This is a genomic window from Brevibacterium sp. GP-SGM9 (assembly GCF_047300845.1).
Classification (GTDB): domain Bacteria; phylum Actinomycetota; class Actinomycetes; order Actinomycetales; family Brevibacteriaceae; genus Brevibacterium.
Genome location: NZ_CP178563.1, coordinates 3,205,928 through 3,225,123 on the forward strand (window position 1 = coordinate 3,205,928; position 19,196 = coordinate 3,225,123).

The 19,196-nt window shown below is 67.3% G+C and carries 14 protein-coding genes and 1 tRNA gene; 8 read left to right on the forward strand and 7 right to left on the reverse strand.

The window, feature by feature from the left end:
* Positions 1-133: 133 nt before the first annotated feature.
* Together cysS and rlmB are read left to right on the forward strand one after the other, a co-directional pair.
* Positions 134-1,588, forward strand: a complete 1,455-nt coding sequence (gene cysS, locus ACH82I_RS14370; RefSeq protein WP_413333567.1) for a cysteine--tRNA ligase — start codon at positions 134-136, stop codon at positions 1,586-1,588.
* Positions 1,589-1,642: 54 nt separating this feature from the next.
* The gene (gene rlmB, locus ACH82I_RS14375; RefSeq protein ID WP_413333569.1) at positions 1,643-2,578 is read left to right on the forward strand and encodes a 23S rRNA (guanosine(2251)-2'-O)-methyltransferase RlmB; all 936 of its coding nucleotides are present in this window, start codon (positions 1,643-1,645) and stop codon (positions 2,576-2,578) included.
* 111 nt (positions 2,579-2,689) lie between these two features.
* Here the strand turns inward: rlmB and ACH82I_RS14380 are convergent, their stop codons facing one another.
* The 4 genes from ACH82I_RS14380 to ACH82I_RS14395 form a co-directional block, all read right to left on the reverse strand.
* Positions 2,690-4,183 (reverse strand): amino acid permease, encoded by a 1,494-nt coding sequence (locus ACH82I_RS14380; RefSeq protein WP_413333570.1) that lies wholly within the window; start codon positions 4,181-4,183, stop codon positions 2,690-2,692.
* A 233-nt stretch (positions 4,184-4,416) separates the two neighbouring features.
* Positions 4,417-5,265 carry an SDR family NAD(P)-dependent oxidoreductase gene (locus ACH82I_RS14385; RefSeq protein ID WP_230745168.1) on the reverse strand — a complete coding sequence of 283 codons (849 nt, stop codon included), beginning with the start codon at positions 5,263-5,265 and terminating at the stop codon, positions 4,417-4,419.
* A 227-nt stretch (positions 5,266-5,492) separates the two neighbouring features.
* Positions 5,493-6,797 carry a DUF4032 domain-containing protein gene (locus ACH82I_RS14390; protein WP_230744538.1) on the reverse strand — a complete coding sequence of 435 codons (1,305 nt, stop codon included), beginning with the start codon at positions 6,795-6,797 and terminating at the stop codon, positions 5,493-5,495.
* A 3-nt stretch (positions 6,798-6,800) separates the two neighbouring features.
* Positions 6,801-7,580: an ABC transporter ATP-binding protein gene (locus ACH82I_RS14395; RefSeq protein WP_230744539.1), complete on the reverse strand. Its 780-nt coding sequence runs from the start codon at positions 7,578-7,580 to the stop codon at positions 6,801-6,803.
* Between the two features lie 164 nt (positions 7,581-7,744).
* Here ACH82I_RS14395 and ACH82I_RS14400 point away from each other — a divergent pair, with 164 nt between their 5' ends.
* Positions 7,745-8,725, forward strand: a complete 981-nt coding sequence (locus ACH82I_RS14400; RefSeq protein ID WP_413333572.1) for a LacI family DNA-binding transcriptional regulator — start codon at positions 7,745-7,747, stop codon at positions 8,723-8,725.
* Positions 8,726-8,751: 26 nt separating this feature from the next.
* Positions 8,752-9,786 carry a substrate-binding domain-containing protein gene (locus ACH82I_RS14405; protein WP_413333573.1) on the forward strand — a complete coding sequence of 345 codons (1,035 nt, stop codon included), beginning with the start codon at positions 8,752-8,754 and terminating at the stop codon, positions 9,784-9,786.
* A gap of 172 nt (positions 9,787-9,958) precedes the next feature.
* Here the strand turns inward: ACH82I_RS14405 and otsB are convergent, their stop codons facing one another.
* Together otsB and ACH82I_RS14415 are read right to left on the reverse strand one after the other, a co-directional pair.
* On the reverse strand, positions 9,959-10,873 hold the full coding sequence (otsB, locus tag ACH82I_RS14410; RefSeq protein ID WP_413333575.1) for a trehalose-phosphatase: 915 nt from the start codon (positions 10,871-10,873) through the stop codon (positions 9,959-9,961).
* A 9-nt stretch (positions 10,874-10,882) separates the two neighbouring features.
* Positions 10,883-12,538: an alpha,alpha-trehalose-phosphate synthase (UDP-forming) gene (locus ACH82I_RS14415; protein WP_413333577.1), complete on the reverse strand. Its 1,656-nt coding sequence runs from the start codon at positions 12,536-12,538 to the stop codon at positions 10,883-10,885.
* A gap of 65 nt (positions 12,539-12,603) precedes the next feature.
* On the opposite strand from ACH82I_RS14415, the gene ACH82I_RS14420 reads away from it, so the two are divergent.
* The 4 genes from ACH82I_RS14420 (at position 12,604) to ACH82I_RS14435 (ending at position 16,964) form a co-directional block, all read left to right on the forward strand.
* On the forward strand, positions 12,604-14,649 hold the full coding sequence (locus ACH82I_RS14420) for a protein kinase domain-containing protein (RefSeq protein ID WP_413333579.1): 2,046 nt from the start codon (positions 12,604-12,606) through the stop codon (positions 14,647-14,649).
* A 214-nt stretch (positions 14,650-14,863) separates the two neighbouring features.
* Complete coding sequence (locus tag ACH82I_RS14425; RefSeq protein WP_230744544.1) at positions 14,864-15,724, forward strand: DsbA family protein; 861 nt, start codon at positions 14,864-14,866, stop codon at positions 15,722-15,724.
* Positions 15,725-15,887: 163 nt separating this feature from the next.
* Positions 15,888-15,960: transfer RNA gene (locus ACH82I_RS14430), tRNA-Thr, on the forward strand.
* A 341-nt stretch (positions 15,961-16,301) separates the two neighbouring features.
* Positions 16,302-16,964: a hypothetical protein gene (locus ACH82I_RS14435; protein ID WP_413333581.1), complete on the forward strand. Its 663-nt coding sequence runs from the start codon at positions 16,302-16,304 to the stop codon at positions 16,962-16,964.
* A gap of 125 nt (positions 16,965-17,089) precedes the next feature.
* Here the strand turns inward: ACH82I_RS14435 and ACH82I_RS14440 are convergent, their stop codons facing one another.
* The gene (locus ACH82I_RS14440) at positions 17,090-19,105 is read right to left on the reverse strand and encodes an ABC1 kinase family protein (RefSeq protein ID WP_413333583.1); all 2,016 of its coding nucleotides are present in this window, start codon (positions 19,103-19,105) and stop codon (positions 17,090-17,092) included.
* Positions 19,106-19,196 lie beyond the last annotated feature (91 nt).

Consider the following 19,196-nt stretch of genomic DNA (forward strand, 5'->3'; position numbering starts at 1 on the left):
CGCCTGCTGTGTGCTGAGTCCACTTTACTGGGAACTCGCTGTGCAATGTGCCGCGCATCACGTGAGCTGCGTAACAGTCTGGTATCGGATTGCCTGGCGATCATCGCTTGGGCGTGCCCGGTAGACTGAGCATGTGACTATCTCGCTCTACAACACGGCCAGCCGCACGACCGAACAGCTGCGCCCCGTCACCGACGGGCACGTGGGGATCTACGTCTGTGGTGCCACGGTGCAGGGCGAACCCCATATCGGTCACCTGCGCTCGGCGTCGGTCTTCGACCAGCTGCGTCGCTGGCTGCTCTACCGCGGCTATTCGGTGACCCTGATCCGCAACGTCACCGACATCGACGACAAGATCCTGTCGAAGTCCGTCGAAGAGGGCAGGCCCTGGTTCGCCCACGCCTTCATCTACGAACGAGCCTTCACCTCGGCGTATCAGGCTCTCGACGTACTGCCGCCGAGCTATGAACCCCGGGCCACCGGCCACATCACGGAGATGATCGAACTCATCGGGCGACTCATCGAGTCCGGTCATGCCTATCCCGCACTCGACGACAGCGGAGATGTGTACTTCTCGGCCGCCTCGTGGGCGGACTACGGGGAACTGACGAACCAGAAGCTCGAGGACATGGCGCCGGCCGACGACTCTGAGCTGCGTGGGAAGAAGGACGCCCGGGACTTCGCCCTGTGGAAGGGGCACAAGTCCGGGGAACCGGAGACCGCCTCGTGGCCGGCTCCCTGGGGTCGGGGTCGGCCCGGCTGGCACATCGAATGCTCGGCGATGTCGACGAAGTACCTCGGGTCCCACTTCGACATCCACGGCGGCGGACTCGATCTGCGCTTCCCGCACCACGAGAACGAGATCGCCCAGTCCCGCGCCGCGGGTGACGCCTTCGCGAACATCTGGATGCACTCGGGTCTGCTCAACGTCGGCGGCGACAAGATGTCGAAGTCCCTGGGCAACTCGATCTTCGCCTCGGACCTGTTCGCGCGCTTCAGCCCGCTGGCCGTCCGCTACTTCCTCACGGGAGCCAGCTACCGCTCGATCCTCGAATTCTCACCCGAGGCGATGGAGCGCTCGGCCGCGTCGCTGGAGCGGCTGACGAACTTCCTGCAGCGGGCCCGGCAGGCCCTCGGCGCATCGGCACCGGCGCTGCCGGATGTCGGCCAGGCGTATGCGGATCGCAGCGTCGACGTGCCGGACGAGTTCGCGGCCGCACTCGACGACGACCTCGGTGTGCCCAAGGCGCTGTCCGTGGTCTTCGCCTCCGTGAGCGAGGGCGCGAAGCTCCTCGATTCCGGCACCGACCGCGAAGGTCTGGCCAAGATCGTGGCCGAGGTCGAACTCATGCTCGACATCCTCGGCGTCAATCCCAGCGCCGAGGCGTGGGCCGGATCCGGCTCCGACGCGGCCACCGAAGCGGCGCTCGAGGCCCTCGTCGACGCTCTGGCGACCAAACGCACCGAGGCGAAGGCGGCCAAGGACTACGCCGCCGCCGATGCCATCCGCGACGACCTCGCCGCGGCCGGCGTCGTCATCGAGGACACGGCCGACGGGTACCGCTACCACCTCGGCGCAGGCAACTGATTTTCCGGGCCCCGGGCACCGGCCCGCGGCCACCAACGCACTCGAAGGAATCACATGGCTTCCAACCCCCGCTCCGGCGGCTCCAAGAAGGGCCCGACCAAGGGCTCCGGCGGAAAGAACAAGCGCGGTCTGCGCGGCAAGGGCCCCACGCCCAAGGCCGAGGACCGGGTCTATCACAAGGCGCACAAGACGGCGAACCAGAAGAACGCCGCTGCCGCCGCGCAGGCGAAGCGCCGAAAGAAGGAGCTCGGGTCGAACGTCGTGGCCGGCCGCAACTCCGTGCTCGAGGCCCTGCGCGAAGGCGTGCCCGCCACCGCGATGTACGTGGCCGGTCGCATCGACTCCGATGACCGCGTCCGCGAATCGATCACCCTGGCCACGCAGCGCGGAATCTCGATGCTCGAGGCCAGCAAGCCCGACCTCGACCGGCTCACCGATGACGCGATCCATCAGGGCATCGCCCTGCAGATCCCGCCCTACCAGTACTCCGAGCCCGCGGACCTGCTCGAGGTCGCCGTGGACCGGGGAGAGGCGCCGCTGATCGTGGCGCTCGACGGGATCACCGATCCGCGCAACCTCGGCGCGATCGTCCGCTCGACCGCTGCCTTCGGCGGTCACGGCGTGATCATTCCCGAACGCCGGGCCGCCTCGATGACGGCCGCGGCCTGGAAGACCTCCGCCGGTGCGGCGGCCCGGACCAAGGTCGCGCAGGTCGTCAACCTGGCGCGGACGATCGACGAGCTGAAGAAGCAGAACGTGTTCGTCGTCGGCCTCGACATGGATGGCGACGTCGATCTGCCGGGGCTGAGCTTCAGCCGCGACCCGCTGTGCATCGTCGTCGGCTCCGAGGGCAAGGGACTCTCTCGCCTCATCGCCGAGAAGTGCGACCAGATCGTGTCGATCCCGATCGCCGCGTCCACGGAGTCGCTCAACGCAGGCATCGCCGCGGCCGTGTCCCTCTACGAGGTCGCCCGCGCCCGCCGCACCTGACCCTGGCCCCGAGCGCCCAGAACTACGTGACGGCGGCCCAGCAACGTCGCGCGACGTTGCTGGGCCGCCGTCACGTAGTTCTCGGGGAGGGGGTGAGAGGCCGGGTGCGGCTCAGGTGTCGACGCTGCTGCGGTAGTCCGACTCGCTGAGCGCGCCGACGCGGGAGTGGCGACGGCTGTAGCCGAAGTAGATGAGTGCGCCGACGACCATCCACAGGCCGAACACCGCCCAGGTGGTGCCGCCGAGGTTGACCATGAGGAACGCGCACGCCAGAGCCCCGAGGATCGGGATCACCGGACCGAAGGGGACCTTGAACGACCGTTCGAGGTCGGGGCGCTTGACCCGCAGGTAGATGACGGCGATGTTGACGAGGCAGAAGGCGAAGAGGGTGCCGATGCTCGTAGCATTCGCCAACTCGCCGAGCGGGATGAGAGCGGCCGTGATCGCGACCAGCCCGCCGGTGATGAGGGTCCCGGCCAGAGGCGTGCCCGTGCGCGGGGAGACGATGCCGAAGATGCGCGGGACCATGCCGTCGCGTGACATCGTCAGCAGGATGCGCGACTGTCCGTAGAGGACGGTGATGACGACGGAGAAGATTGCGAGCACGGCCGCGGCGGAGAAGATGAAGACCGCGAGGTTCGAGCCGGTGATCTCGTGGATGATCTGGACCAGGGGAGCTTTGGAATCGGAGAACCACTCCCACTCCCTGGCGCCGATCGCGGCGATGGCCACGAGCACGTACATCGAGGTCACGATCACCATCGAGAGGATGATCGCGCGCGGCAGATCCCGATTCGGGTTCTTCGCCTCCTCACCAGCGGTTGAGGCCGCATCGAAGCCGATGTAGGAGAAGAACACGCTCGAGGCGGCCGCGGTGACGCCGGCGGCCCCCATCGGCAGCAGCGGTTCGAAGTGTCCGGCCTTGAACGCGGTGAAGGCGACGATCGCGAAGAAGACGAGGATGCCCAGCTTGACGAAGACGATGATCGTGTTGACCACCCCGGACTCCTTGGCCCCGCGCATGAGCAGAACGGTGGCGAGCACGATGACGATGAGCGCGGAGAGGTTGATGACTCCTCCGGGGCTCTCGGGCAGCCCGGGACCCGAGGTCAGCGAGGGCGGCAGCGAGAGTCCGAAGATCCGCAGCGTCTCATTGACGTAGTCGGCGGCGCCGACGGCCACGGCCGCGACCGAGACAGCGTATTCGAGGACGAGGCACCACCCGCAGACCCAGGCCACCCCTTCGCCGAGCGTGGCATAGGAATAGGAGTAGCTCGACCCTGAGACGGGCACCATTCCGGCCATCTCCGCATAGCTGACCGCCGAAAGCAGGGCCGTGATGCCGGCGAGGATGAACGCCAGCCACACGGCGGGACCGGCGATCGGCACCGCCTCGCCGAGGATGACGAGGATGCCGGTGCCCAGAGTCGCCCCGACGCTGATCATGGTCAGCTGGAAGACCCCGAAGGTGCGGCGCAGACCCTGCGACTCCGAGTCCCTGGTGTCCTCGATCATGCTGGAGATCGATTTTCGACGACCCAGCTGACGGGCGAAGCCCGGCCTTTCGCTCGCGGATCCTGGGGTCGGAGAGTCTGGTGCGGTCATAGAGATATTGTCGCACGCGCCCTTGAGGCGTGGTCGGGCTTCTTCAGCCCCCGCCGAGGTTGGGGTGAGGTCCCGCGCCGCCGAGGTTGGGGGGGTCCGCGCGGCCGAAGTTGGGGTGAGGCCCCACCCCGGTGAGGTCCCGCGCCGCCGAAGCGGGCCCGCCTCAGCAGATCGAACTCGGCAGACCAATCCCCACAGATCGAGCCCCGCAGTTCGAACAAGTCAGCTCGAACTCAGACGTCCGGAGTGAACCGTCCGTCGTGGGCCATCCAGCCGCCGTCGACGAGCTGCGAGTGGCCGGTGACGTAGCTCGAGGCGTCGGAGGCGAGGAACAGCACCGGTCCGGCGATCTCGTGCAGGGTGCCCCACCGGCCCAGTGCGGTCTTGTCCGCATAGGCGCCCCACCACCGGCCGTCGGCCTTGATCTGCTGGGTCAGAGGTGTGTCGAAGGGGCCGGGCAGGATCGCGTTGACGCGCACGCCCCGCGGTCCGAGCTCGCTGGCCATGGTCTTCGTCAGCTGCACGACCCCGGCCTTGGCCGCAGCGTAGAGTCCCTGCCCGGCTTCGATCGTCAGCGCGCGGAAAGAGGAGTAGGTGACGATGGAGCCGCGACCGCGCTCGGCCATTTCGGTGCCGAAGCCGCGCATCAGCCGGTACGTGCCCTTGAGGTTGATGTCGATGACCTTGTCGAACTCCTCGTCGGTGGTGTTCGTCAGGCGCTTGCGCACGTTCGCCCCGGGAGTGATGACGAGGACCTGCGCCTCGGGGTGGGCGGCGACGAGCGCATCGACCGAAGCCGAGTCCGTGATGTCGACCCGGGCGGCCTCGGCCACGGCGCCGGTTCCGGCGCTCGCACCGGTTCCGGCGCCAGCTCCACCCGCAGCTCGGCGGTCCGCGATCAGCCGGACGGTCGCCTCGGCGCCTTCGACATTGAGGTCGGCGGCGATGACGTGGGCACCGGCGTCGGCGAGGCCGAGCGCGCTCGCCTGCCCGAGTCCGGAGCCGGCACCGACGACGACGGCGGTGCGGCCGCTGAGATCGAACAGGGAGGGAATCGAAGGGTTGTGCTCATTCGTCGGCATCGAGTTCGGTGTTGAAGACGACGCGGCTGTCGAATCAGATGCGGTGGTCGAGTTCGGTGAGGAATCCTGGGGGACGTGCGACATCGGAGGTCCTTCCGGGTGACGGGATCGGTGATCGTCATGGGCGTGACCGGGCGGCTCGCCCCATTGAGATCAAAGGTATGCCCGCCGAGGCGGTCCCGGCCCGCCTGTTCCACGTCGTGGACTGCGGGCTCAGACCCGCAGCCTCAGAACTGCTTGCTGTCGACGTAGCGGGATTCGTCGGGCAGGTTGGCCAGGTAGTCGACGATGAAGTACGCGATCGCCTCCATCGTCGGGATGTCGCGCTGCCGGGCCCGAGACATGACCCGACGATGTTCGACGAATTCGTAGAAGATCTGCCCGGGCTCGAGCTTGTGCGTGAGGTGCTCGGGAATCGCCTGGATCAGCGGTTTGTAGACCTCTTCGAGCCACTTCCGCGCCGCCTCCGCCTCGCCGAGCTCCGCCGAGTCCTCACCCGTGGCCTCCGCCGACTCCGCGAATTCGGGGGCCGAACGGTACGAGTCGAGGTCGTTGAGCATGGTCCGCGCCTGGTTCTCGTTCGCCCCGATACCGGTCAGGCGCAGCAGCCTGCGGGAATGGTGGTTCGGCTCGACGACCTTCGGCTCGACGAGCAGGCTGACCCCGTCGAGGTCGGTCGTCACGGTCAGCTCACCGAGGTCGAAGCCCAGGTCGTTGAGGCGGCGGATGCGCTCGTCGATGCGCCAGCGCTCGTTGACGCTGAACTCCTCGACCCGGGTGAGCTCGGTCCACAGCCCCTCATAGGACTCGCACAGTCGCTGCCCCGCGGCAAGCGGATCGATCGCAGGATCGATGAGACCGGCGGCCTGCAGATCGAGGAAGTCTCCGGCGATGTTCGTCCGCGCGATGCGCAGATCCATCTGCCGCTGCCCGTCCGAGAGCTGATCGTGCAGCTCGCCGGTCTCGGCGTCGACGACATAGGCGGCATAGGCGTCGGCATCGCGGCGGAACAGGGTGTTCGACAGCGATACATCGCCCCAGTAGAAGCCGACGAGGTGGAGCCTGGCCAGAAGCACGGCAAGAGCATCGACGAGGCGGCCCCCGGTGTCCTGAGCGAGATCCCGGGAGAACAGGGCCCGGTAGGGCAGGGAGAAATCGAGATAGGCCGTGATCAACGCTCCCGGCAGAGCCTCCCCCGAGGCGGACCTCCGGTCGGTGACATAGGCGCGGGCCGCGACGGTGGGGACGTCGAGATTCTCGAGCACGCCGAGGATGTCGAATTCGCGCAGGGCCTGCCGGTTCTCGGTCTCCTTGATTGCGAGCACCTCATCGCCGATCTCGACGTAGCGCACGATGTGGCGGGAGATGCCTCGGGGCAGTCCGCCGAGCAGATCCTCCGGCCAGTCGCTGAGCGGAAGATGCCAGGGCAGCTCGGCCAGCGCGGAGTGCTCCGCAGTGCGCACCGCCTGGATCCGCGGCGCCGGGATCTCAGCCGAGGTCGCTGCCTCGGCGGGCGACGGGACCTCGGACACCGCTCAGGATTCCCCGTCGGCGATCGAGGCCACGAGCGCCTCGGCGACTTCGGGTTTCTCCACCCCGACCAGGCGGCCGTGGTCGAGGAAGGCGATCCGGTCGCCGAGGACCTTCGCATCCTCGAGGTCGGAGGTGGCGTAGAGGGTGGTCAGTGCGAACTCCTGCTGCAGGTCCTTGACCAGGGCAAGGGTCTCGGCCTTGTGCTCGGGCACGAGGTTGACCACGGGTTCGTCCATGATCAGGACCTTGGGTCGTCGCACCACGGCCCGGGCCAGGGCGATGGTCTGACGCTGGAGCTGGGAGAGGTCGCCGGGAACGGAGTCGAGGAAGTCTCGCAGGCCGATCTTCGAGGTCACCGACTCGACTCTCTCGGCGATCTCCTCGGCGGGCAGACCGTCGACGCGCAGGGCGAAGCCGAGGTTGTCGCGCACACTCATATGCGGGTAGAGCGCATAGCTCTCGAGGGCGAGGGTGACATCGCGATCGTTGACCGCGGCGTGGGTGACGTCGACCCCGTCGATGAGGATGGTTCCCGACTTCGGCGCTTCGAGCCCGTGGAGCATGCGCAGAATCGTCGACTTGCCGGATCCCGATGGACCGTAGAGGACGAGGAACTCGCCGTCGTCGATGAAGAGGTTGAAAGGATGCACGGAATCGGACGCGGTGTTCTCGTAGGCGTGACTGAGGCCATTCAACGACACTGTTGACATGTTTCCTCCTAAGTAGTTCATGTAGTTCATGAGCAGCTGGTCGTCGGCGACCTGGCGGGGATGCTCAGTCACCTTCATCCTAAGCGCACCGAGGCGTTCACCGACATCCTATTCGACACAGCGTAGAGTGATTCTCAGCACTGTGTCAGTGCGCAGGTGCACAGCTGAGTGCGGGCTGGGCGGGACGCCCGGCCGCAGTGCCCCACACCTGCGCGCCCACCGATAGACTTCCCGGTATGAAGGTCACGCTCGACGATGTCGCCGCCCATGCGGGAGTCTCCCTGGCGACCGTCTCGCGTGTGCTCGGCCGTCGCGGGTCCGTCGCCGAGGTGACACGGACCAAGGTGCTGACGGCGATGGACGAGCTCGGCTATGCGCGTTCGACCCTGCTCCATGAGGCGCCGAGGCGGTTGGTCGCCGTCGGTGCCCCCGGCAATCCCGAGCATTGGCAGGTCCAGGTCTGCACCCGGGTGGCCACGGCCCTGCAGGACCACGGCCTGCTCATCACCCGACCACCCGTGGAGACCGAACCGGAACCCCTCGAGGTCGCGGTCCGGGCCGGTGCCGTCGCCCTCGTCACCCCGACCCTGACGAGTCTGCACACGACGATCCCCTGCATCCGCGTCGACGAGCAGTCCGCGGTGGGCGACGAGGATGCCAACGGCGACATCATCGCCGCCCGCCTCGACCTCGGCGGGGGAATGACCACGGCCTTCGAGCACCTGCAAGCGATCGGACACCGTCGCATCGGTCTGATCTGCAACGACAGCGGGGAACTCGCGGTCCAGCTGATCCGCCGCTTCCGGGCCGAGCATCCGGCGCGCAACCTCGGTGTCCGGCTCGATGACTGGATCGCCCAGGTTCCCAAGTCCTTCTCCGGCGGTTCGCGGGCGGTGCTCGACCTCAAGGATGCGACCTGCACCGCGGTCATCGTCCAGTCGGCTCTGCAGCTGCACGGGGCGCTGCACGGCCTGCGCAACCGGCACCTCCAGGTTCCGCGGGACATGTCGGTCGTCGGCTTCGGCGACGCTCCGACGATGAAGTTCACAGGTCCGCCGGCCACGGTCCTCGGCCTCGATGTCGATGGACTCTCGAACGCCCTCGTCGGGGCGACCCTGCAGACGCTGCGCATCTCCTCGACCGGACTGCCCTCGGTTCCACCGGTCTTCCGCCCGCGGCTGATCGCCCGGACCTCGACGGCGGCGGCCCGACAGTGAGCGAACACAGTGAGCGAGCCCAGACAATGAGCGAGCACAGGCACGTCGGACTCGCCGACATCGCCGCGACGGCTGGGGTCTCGAAGGCCACGGCCTCGCGGGCGCTGCGCGATCACACCTCCGTCTCTCCGACCTCTCTGGCGAAGGTCAGACAGGCCCTGGCGATCCTCGGGGTGGAAGGAGAACCTTGGGAGACTCCGCGAGCGGACACGGCGACGATCGCGCTCATCAAACCCGCAGTGGGCTCGGGCAACGTCGATCCCTATGTGCGCCTGTCCGAGATCCTGACTAACCGGATGTTCTCCTCCCGCATCGCCGTCGTCCATGTCGAGGCGCAGCTCGAACGTGTCGAGGCCCTCGCCGAGTCCCTGTTGGAGACGGGCGTGGGCGGGCCGAGCGTGGCCGGAGCGATCGTCGTCGGCGGGGGAGCGGCCGGCGTGCTCGCCGGAGTGCTGGACGAGCGCGGACTGCCCTTGATCAGGATCTCGAATGCCCGGCACGAGGATGGGATCTCACGGATCTACCTCGACGCCACCGGGGGCATCGACACCGCCGTCCAGCACCTCGTCCACCTCGGCCACCGGCGCATCGGTCTGGCGGTGCTCGCCGATTCGGCGGCGCCGGCCCGGATCGCGGGTTTCCGCAAGTCGATGGCCGGCGTCCTCCACATTCCGGCCACTCGCGATCAGGCCCCTGTCGTCGAAGCCGCCGGGGGAGCGATGGCCGGCGTCGCCGCCGCCGAGGAGCTGCTCGATATGCGCTGCACCGCGGTCATCGCCTGCGCGCCTTCGCTGTCCTTCGGGATCCTCGAGGCGGCGCAGAGGCTGCGCCTTGAGGTGCCGCGGGATCTGTCCCTGCTCACCGTCGGCGATGTGCCCGACGCCGATGTCATCGCCCCGCCGCTGTCTCAGGTCAGCTACGACTGGAACACTGTCGCGCAGTCGGCGATCGATGAGATGCGCACGATGATCGAGGCCAGGCCCGAGCCCGCGCACATCGACTACACCGTCGCCCCGGATCTCGTGCTGCGCGCCAGCGCGGTGCCCCCGCAGCGACGCTGAGGGCTGTGCCGCGCATTGACCCGTAAAGGCCGTGCCCCGCAGTGACGCTGCGGGTTGTGCTTCCGCAACGATGGTGAGGTCCGTGCCTCTGCAATGACGGTGAGGGCTGTGCCCTTGCACTGACGGTGAAGGCCGGCGCCGAGGCGGGGGACCGGCCGATTCAGGTGCGCGGTCAGGAATCGTCTGCGCTGCGGCGCTGCGCGGAGAGACGTTGTGCTGCGAGACGCTGCTTAGCGAGGCGGGCCAGCAGTGCGGCGACCGCATCCGGATCCGCGATCCGCACGGGTGCCCGGGTCGGAGCCGGGCCGACCTTGACGCCCAGCACTGCCGCCGGGTGGTCGGCGGAGAGCCTCTCGAGTTCGGCGAAGGCGTCCTCATCGGTGACATCGTCGCCGAAGTAGGCCACCGCGGTCGCCGCCTCGGCGGTCATGAGCTCGCGCAGTCCGTCGCCCTTCGTCGCCTGCTTGACGGCGAGTTCAGTGATGTCGTGGCCTTCGATGACACGGATGTCGGGGAACTCCTGCTGCACGGCGACGGCGTGCTCGTGGAGGGCGGAGGCGAATGCGGCGTCGAAGCCGCGCGTGTGCACGGTCCGCGAATACGGCTTCCTCTCGACCCTGAACCCGGTGGCCGAGGGTGCCTCGGCGGCCTCGACGGGCAGTGTGTGTGCGAATGAATCGAGGTGGTCATCGATCGCTGAGAGCATCGACCTCTCCGCGGCCGTGAGCTCGGGGGAACGGGCGGCGGTGCCGAGGTCCACCTCGGCGCCGTGGGAGCCGACGATCCAGACGTCCTCTGGGGGCGCGGTCAGCCTGCGCAGAGTCGCGATGTCGCGACCGGAGACCAGGGCCACTCGGGTGCCGGGGATCGAGCTCAGCGCCGCGATCGCCGCGGCGGACTCAGGCAGGATCCGGGAGGTCTCGGGGTCGTCCTGCAGGGGCGCGAGGACCCCGTCGAAGTCGAGGGCGATGAGGACCTGCTCTGCGGTGACGAGCTCACGCAGATCCACCTCGGCGGGGTTGGTGAAACCGGGAGACTGGGTGGCCGGTGGGCAGGCAGGCGGAGAGGAAGTCGGATCCGAGGTCACGTGGGGCTCCTATCGAGCGGCAGAGGTATCGGAGGACGAGGCGCGGTCGGAGTCTGAAGGGCGCTGGGCGGTCGCAGCGTCGGCGTTCGCGGGGCGCTCGGAGTCTGCAGGACCCTCGGAGTTCGCGGCACGGTCGGAGGGAGTCGCGGGCCGGTCGGGGGCGGTCGTCGTCCTGTCCGGCAGGGCCGTGGGCCGGTCGGGAATGACGGCCTCGGGGTTCGTGCGGATCGCGTCGAGCTCGGCGAGGAAGGTCTTCGACCACAGGCTGACGGTGTCCGTGGCGATCTTCTTGCGCATCTGCTTCATCCGCCGCGACCGGGTCTTCTCGTCCATCTGCACGGCCTCGAGGATGCCCGCCTTGAGGTTGCCGATGTCGTGCGGGTTGACCATCACGGCGCCCTTGAGCTGCTCGGCGGCGCCGGTGAATTCGGAGAGCACGAGTGCGCCGTCGTCACGGCGGCGGCACGCGACGTACTCCTTGGCCACGAGGTTCATGCCGTCGCGCAGCGCGGTGACGAGCATGACGTCGGCGGCGAGGAAGAAGGCCGTCATCTCATCGCGCGGATAGGAATGGTGGAGGTAGCGGACCGCGATGGAGCCGACATCGGCCTGTTCGCCGTTGATCCGCCCGACCGCGAGCTCGACGTCGTGCCGGATGATCTTGTACTGCTCAAGCCGCTCACGAGAGGGCGTCGCGATCTGGATGAGCACGATGTCCTCGACATCGAGCCTCCCCTCGGCCAGCAGCTCGCCGAAGGCCTTGAGCCGATGCCGGATGCCCTTCGTGTAGTCCATCCGATCCACGCCGAGGAGGATGACCTTGGGATCGCCGACCTCCTCGCGGATCTGCCGGGCCCGCTCGATGATCTTCGGATCCCGAGCGAGCTCCTCGAGATAGGGAGTGTCGATCGAGATCGGGAACGCCTCGGCGCGGACCAGATGGGGCGGGAGGAAGTCCCCGGCCGGCACCGAGACCGTCGACCCCTTGGTCGTGAAGTTCAGTCGAGCCCGCACGGCTCGGCGGAAGTTCGCCGCATCGGCAGGCCGTTGGAAGCCGATGAGATCGGCGCCGAGGAGGCCGCGGAGGATGTCATCACGCCAGGGCAGCTGGGCGAAGAGTTCGAAGGGAGGGAAGGGGATGTGGTTGAAGAATCCGATCGCCAGGTCTGGGCGCATCCGCCGGACCATCTGCGGGACCAGCTGGAGCTGATAATCATGGATCCACACGGTCGCGGACTCGGCGGCCACCTCGGCGACCTTGGCCGCGAAGCGCTTATTGACCCGCACATACGCATCCCACCAGGTGCGATGGTACTCGGGCGGGACGATGACGTCGTGGTAGAGAGGCCACAGTGTGGCGTTTGAGAACCCTTCGTAATACCTGAGGACATCCTCATTTGTCAGGGTCACCGGGATGAGGTGCATGCCGTCGATCGTGAAGGGGTCGAAATCGACGTCCGGCACCCCGGTCCACCCGATCCAGGCACCCTCCTGAGCCTTCATCACCGGAGCCACCGCAGTGACCAAACCTCCAGGTGAGGTGCGCCACCCCTGGTTCGGATCCGAAGCATCGCGATCGACGGGAAGGCGGTTGGCGACGACGACGAAATCACTGTCACCATATGGGGAATCGGTGCTCGGCGCGGCAGAGTCGACGGTGTTCATCTGCGCCTCCTCCTGTGTCGGTCCTTGGAATGAACTGTACCCGCTCGACTAGGCTGTGACAGGTGATGGTTCAGGATCTGGGAGGCTACCGCCTCATCGAGGAGCTCGGCTCGGGCGGCATGGGTGTCGTCTATCTCGGTGTCGACGGCGGAAACAACCCCGTGGCCGTCAAGGTCCTCCACCCCCACATCGCCAATGACGAGACCGCTCGCAAACGCCTCGCGCGCGAGGTGCGCACGCTGCGGAGGATCAAGCACCCCCGCATCGCCGAGGTCCTCGACGCCGAACTCGACTCCGCGCAGCCCTTCATCATCACCGAGTTCGTCGACGGTCAGACGCTGTCCGACGATGTGCGGGAGAACGGGCCCTTCGCCGAGGACGAGCTCGTCCACTTCGGCCACGCCCTCCTCGACTCCCTCAACGCCGTCCACGAGTCCGGCGTCATCCACCGTGACCTCAAACCTGCGAACGTGATGATCATGGACGGCGAGCCGATGGTCATCGACTTCGGCATCGCCCAGGTCGCCGACGAGGTGCGGGTCACCGCGACCGGCCTCGTCATGGGCACTCCCGGCTACCTCTCACCCGAGATCGCCGATGGGAAGACCTCGAGCGAGAAGACCGACTGGTGGGGGTGGGCCGCGACCATGGCCTTCGCCGCCACCGGCCGCAACCCCTATGGCTCCGGTCCTCTCGAGGCGGTGCTGGGACGGGTCGCGATGGGCAAGTTCGACCTCGACGGGGCTCCGCGGAACTTCGTCCCCCTGCTGGGAGCGTGCCTCGACCCCAAGCCCGAACGTCGTCCCAGCGGGCAGATGATCCTCGACGCCCTCGTCGACATCGAGTCCGGGCGTCCCCCGCAGCTCGGAGCCGGCTCGTCATCCGGTGCGGCGGTCAGAGGCGCCGACGGCCAGCGCCGATCGCCGAGCGGAACCGCCGTCATGCCCGCCGTGGATGAAGGCATGGCCCCGGGCGGTCAGGCTGCCGGTCACGGTGCCCTGCGCGGTGACTATCCCAGCTCGGGCTATCCGGGTGCGGCACGACCGACCGCCGGAGGCTCTGCGGGGGGCGGGCATGCCGGCTCGCATCCGGGGCACTACGGTGCTCAGGATCAGTACGGCGTTCAGGGCCAGGGCTCTCAGGGTCAGGGCTTCGCGCCGGGCGGACAGAACTATGCGCAGTCGGGGCAGACTTTCGCACAGCCGAACCAGCCGAACCAGCCGGGTCAGGCCGGTCCGGTCTCCGGACCTCCGCTGAATCGGGCAACCGCGCCGCCCTTGGGCAATCCCAATGGAGGCATCCAGGCCGCTCCGGGGTCGCCGATGGCCGGAGCCGACCTCGGCGGGGCCGGATTCGTGCAGGCGAGCCCGGGCGGTCATCAGGGCGGGTCGCTGAGCAGGCCCGGCGATCCCGGAACGCTCTCCGGGGCGCAGCCCGGGCAGGGCATGCAGCCCGGCGGACCGGGCACGCAGCCCGGTCAGTTCGGCCAGCCGGGCTATGGCTGGATGCCGCTGACCTATCGCACCATTCGCACCGGCGGGTGGGTGGTCTTCTCACTCATCGTGCTGGCGGTGGCGATCATGCCGCTGAGCCCGCTGGTCATCTGCGCCTTCACTCTCGTGTGGTCGGTCTTCGCCCGGACGGGGACGCGCCTGGACCGGAAGGTGCAGAAGCATCGGTACGAACGCGGGCTCGAGGGCGGAGGATTCGGGCGGACGCTCGCCTCGGCGCCGGGTGCGCTGCTTGCCTCGGCGCTGACCTCGATCGCCTCCTTCATCCTCCCGGCGATCGCGGGAATCGCGATGCTCGTGCTCACCCGACTCGACATCGCGGGCATCGTGCCCGGTGACTTCTCCGAGCAGTGGTCGGTGTGGGCCGCCGGTGCCGCCGGTGCCCTCGTCCTGTGGGTGGGGCCGGGTGCGGCCAGTCTGCGCTTCGGCTCGAAGCTCCTGGTCTCCGGCGCCACGCGCAACCAGCTGGGACGGCTCATCGCCCTCGCGGCGACCGCGCTGCTCATCATCATCGGTCTCATGGTCATCCAGAGCGGAGCGAACATGACCTGGTGGCCGCTGACGATCAATCCCTTCAACTACCTGCCCGGACCGGTGTGAGCGTGCCTGCCGCGGTGCCGCCAGGGCCTCGCGGCGACGTCGCGTTCGCTCAACGAAGACGCGTGGTCGAACGCTTATGTAATTGAACCTTGAACTTTACTGGGAACCGGACGGGTGCCGATTTCGGTACAGTGGGGGCGTCGGGCCGCACGCGTCGGCTCACCACCTCGGGTCCCAGGCCCGCCCGCTGACAGACGATCCAACGTGAGGAACAATGGCGAAGAACAGCTCCGGAGACGATAGGCGCCAGAAGGCGCGCGAGAACGCCCGCCAGATCGCAGCGAATCAGGAGAAGAAGGAGAAGACCGCCAAGACCATCCTGTACGCGGGAATTGCGGTCGTCATCGTCGTGGTCGCCGCTGTCGTCGGTGTTCTCATCTTCCAGCAGAGCAAGCCCGGGGTGACTCCTGCGAACTACGTCGCCGGCGGAATCTCACTGGCCAAGGACGGGGCTCCCGTGCAGCCCAAGGAGATGCCAGAGGGCGAGGAGTCCGATCTGCCCGCGCCCACCGAGGCCGGAGCGCAGGAAAATGCGGCCACCGTGACCGTCTACCTCGACTTCCAGTGCCCGGGATGCAAGGCCTTCGAGGAGGCGAACACCCCGACGCTGCAGAAGCTCGCCGACGAGGGTTCGGTCGTCCTCGAGTACAAGCCGGTCGCGATCCTCGACCGGATGTCCGGCGGCAACGAGTACTCGTCCCGTTCGGCGAATCTCGCCGCCTGCGTCATCGACACCCAGCCGGAGCTCGTCGAAGACTTCTTCGCCGCCATGTACGCCCAGCAGCCCGAAGAGGGCAGCGAGGGCCGCAGCGACGAAGAGCTGCTCAAGGTCGCCCAGGACGCCGGGGTCGACACCTCGAAGAAGCTCAACTCCGATCCCGAGCAGACCGTCGAATCCTGCGTGAAGAACCAGACCTTCTCGAAGTACGTCGAGGACACGACGCAGGACGCGCTCGACTCGGGCGTCGAGGCCACCCCGTGGGTCCTCATCAACGGTGAGCACACCGAGCAGACGAGCGATCCGCAGGCCCTGGCCACCGAGATCCTCAAGGCCACCGGAGAGTTCAAGGGCTGAGGCCCTCGCGGGTGACGCCGTGACCGGTCCGCGCTCGCCGAGGCGGGTGTGGGCCGGTCTTCTCGCGTCCTGATGGTTTTGTGGTCGCCGAGGTGGGTTTTGTGGCCGCTGAGGTGAATGGACTACTATCGTGTAGGCGCAGACGGCTTCGATCTGCCGCCGCGCCTCCTTAGCTCAGTTGGTAGAGCACCGCTCTTGTAAAGCGAAGGTCGTCAGTTCGAGTCTGACAGGGGGCTCCCTCACTCCACACCCCACCCACCGCAGTCGTCTGCGGACGTGGGGTGTGGTGCGTTCAGACCGGCAGGATCTGCTGAATGCACACTTCAGATCACAGAACACTGGTTGAAACCGGTGCTCGCTGACTCAAAGGGTGCAATTCACCGCGCCTGTTCCAGATCTGCAACCCCATGTGCTCTATCGATCACTAGATGCCGGTGCCGTCGTCGGTAATGTCTCTCCCTGTCAGGGCCGATGAGTCGACATTCACTCGACTCAGGAAGTGCCCACCATTGTGAAAGGGAAACCGATGAACCGCACCGGACGCCACACAGCCCGAGTTCTCACGCAGACGTCTGCCTTGGCCATTGCCGCCATCCTGGCACTGTCAGCCTGCGGCGGCAGCGTCGAGGACGCACCTCGCGAAGACACACAGAGTGAGGCCGCGCCCAGCGAAGACCAGAATCAGGGCTTCTCGGCAGAGGAGAACACCGAAGAGACCGAAGCACCGGACAGCACCGACACCACCGGGGGCGGCGAGACCACCGACACTACCGACGCCGGCGCCGGAGCAGCCGAAGGCACCGAGGTGAAGGTCGGCACCGAGTTCACCGATGAGGAGACCGGAGACGTCATCACCATCGTCTCGGCGGTGCGCCACAACCCCACCGAGTACTACGAAGCCACCGACGATCCCGATGGTGAAATGGTCTACCTCGAGGTGAAGGTCGAGCCCGGCAAGACCTATGGCGGCACTGTCAGCGCCGCGGACTTCTACCTCGACAGCGCCGGATCGGAAGCCAACTACGCGTCGACGGCGAAGGATGAGGTCGAAGCAGCCGGCTATGAGTACTTCGACTTCGCCTCACGCCGCGATGGTCGGACCACGGGCTACATTCCGATCTACCTGGGCAAGACAGCGGACTCGATCAAGGGGTCCTACGTCCGTCCCGAGGCGAAGGTGATCGGGGAGGACAAGAAGGTTCCGGAATTCGAGGCGGAGTTCGAGATCCCCGCCGCCTGATCGCTCGGCATCCCGGCTGAGAGCATCGCGGCTGAGACAGACCCCGTGCTCTGTGCAAGCGTGCAGGACGCGGGGTCTCGCGGGTGGCCCGCTGCCCGTCGAAGCGGGGTTTCGGAGACGGTCCGCTACCCGTCGACGCCGCGTCTGAACACGAGCATGAGCGCCCGCATGCTCAGCACGAATCCGCCGAAGAGGAGGACGAAGCCGAAGAAGGCGTAGAGGTGGATCCCCTCCGTGAGCAGCGGTCCCTCCTCGCTCGTGATGAGCATGATGGCGCCGACCACGGCCGCCCCGGCGAGGACCGCGACGATGAGCTGCTGGAACAGGCTGGTGAGGAACCGTCGATCCGAAGGATTCGCCAACACCCGCATGTTCATCGAGAACCGACCCTGCTCGAGGTCCTCGGTGATCTTGTTGATCCGCCGAGGCATCCGGTCGATCATCGGCAGCAGCTGCAGAGCCCGGCGTTGGAGCTCATCGGTGATCTTCGTGTGCTTGAGCTTGCTGCGCATGAGGCGCTTGCCCTCCGTGCGCGAGACCGCGACCACGTCAAAGTTCGGATCGATGACGAGGAGTGCTCCCTCGACCGAGGCCATGGCGCGGAACGCCGAACTGATCGGAGCCGGCACGGAGAACCTGTGCGCCCGCACGAGGGTGAAGAGGTCGTCGAAGAGCTTCTGCCCATTGTGAGCGCCCGCGCTGCCCCCGTACCGGGTGAGCAGCTCGCCGACTGCACGTTCGACCCCACGATCGTCGAGGTCCTCGGGCCGCCCGAGCAGTTCGATGAGCGCATCGGTGGCACCGGCACTGTCATTCTGGTCGATCGAATACAGCATGAGGCCGAGTGCGGTCTGCGTCGCGGGATCGAGCCTGCCGACGGCACCGAAGTCGAGGAGGCCCAGGGAGCCGTCGGGCATGATGAAGATGTTGCCCGCATGCAGATCGGCGTGGAAGATGCCATCGCCGATGATCTGTTCGAGTGTCGCTCCGAGAAGTGTTGTGGCCAGATGCGAGCGTTCCTCGGCGGACAGTTCGCGGAGGATCGACCCCGCTGCGGACACGGGCCGGCCGGGCAGCTTGTCCATGATGAGGAGTCGCTCGCCCGAGAGCTCCGGATAGCCGTGTGGGACGGTGACCGCGAACTTCCCTGAGCGCTGCAGCGATGCCTCGATGCTACGCATATTGTCGAGTTCGATGCGGTAGTCGAGCTCCTCCTCGAGGGAGTCGGCGAATCCTTTGGCCAGGTTCTCGATGCCCAGATCCTTGCCCCACACGGTGGTCCGGTTCAGCCATCTCGCCAGGCGCAGGATGATGTCGAGGTCCTGACTGACCTGGTGGAGGGCCTTCGGTCGTTGGACCTTGACGATGACTTCCGTCCCGTCGAGCAGGGTGGCCTCGTGGACCTGGGCCACCGAGGCGGCCGCCAGCGGCGTGGACTCGATGCGTGAGAAGACCGTCGAGATCGGTGCACCGATTCGGTCTTCGATGGCCGGTTCGATGACCGACCAGGGCTCGGGGGTGACCTGCGTCTGCAGGGTCTCGAGTTCGCGAACATAGGCCGGTGGGAGGATGTCGCGCCGGGTCGAGAGCATCTGACCGAGCTTGACGAAGGTCACCCCCGCCTCGGCGAGGGATTCCTTGAGTGCACGGGCGGTCTTGGACTCCCGGCCGGGCGAACCTGTCCTGCCGAAGCCGCGCAGCTGGGACCCGAGGCCATGACGGACCGCGATCGACACCACCTGGGCGTAGCGTCGCCCGCGCCGCCGCCGGGCCTTCCACCCGAAGAGCAGCGACTGCGGGCCGGGCAGGCTGCCGGTCGGGAACGCTGCCTCGATCATGACCAGCACACCCACACCGAGGGCGAAGATCCACCCGGTGGCCAACAGCAGGAGAATGAGAGCGACCCCGGGAGCCACGTCGAGACCGCCGACGTTCTGCCCGGTGCCGGCGCGAAAGAGGTATTGGACGGTCACGGCCATGACACCGCTCATCACGAGCCCCACCGCGATCGTCCGCGGCCACCCTGTGGGCACTCCGAGCACACGTCGGACCACAGTCGCGGCCAGCCATGACTGGATCAGCAGGAAGATGAGAGCGGCAATCGTCAGCAACGTGTACCCGCCGAAATCAAGGGCGGCCATCAGCGTCTCACCTGCATAAAAGAACTCCCGGACGTCGACGAAAGGGTCACCACCAGCCTAAGCCGTATCGGTCGACTTGGGCGGAGACGGA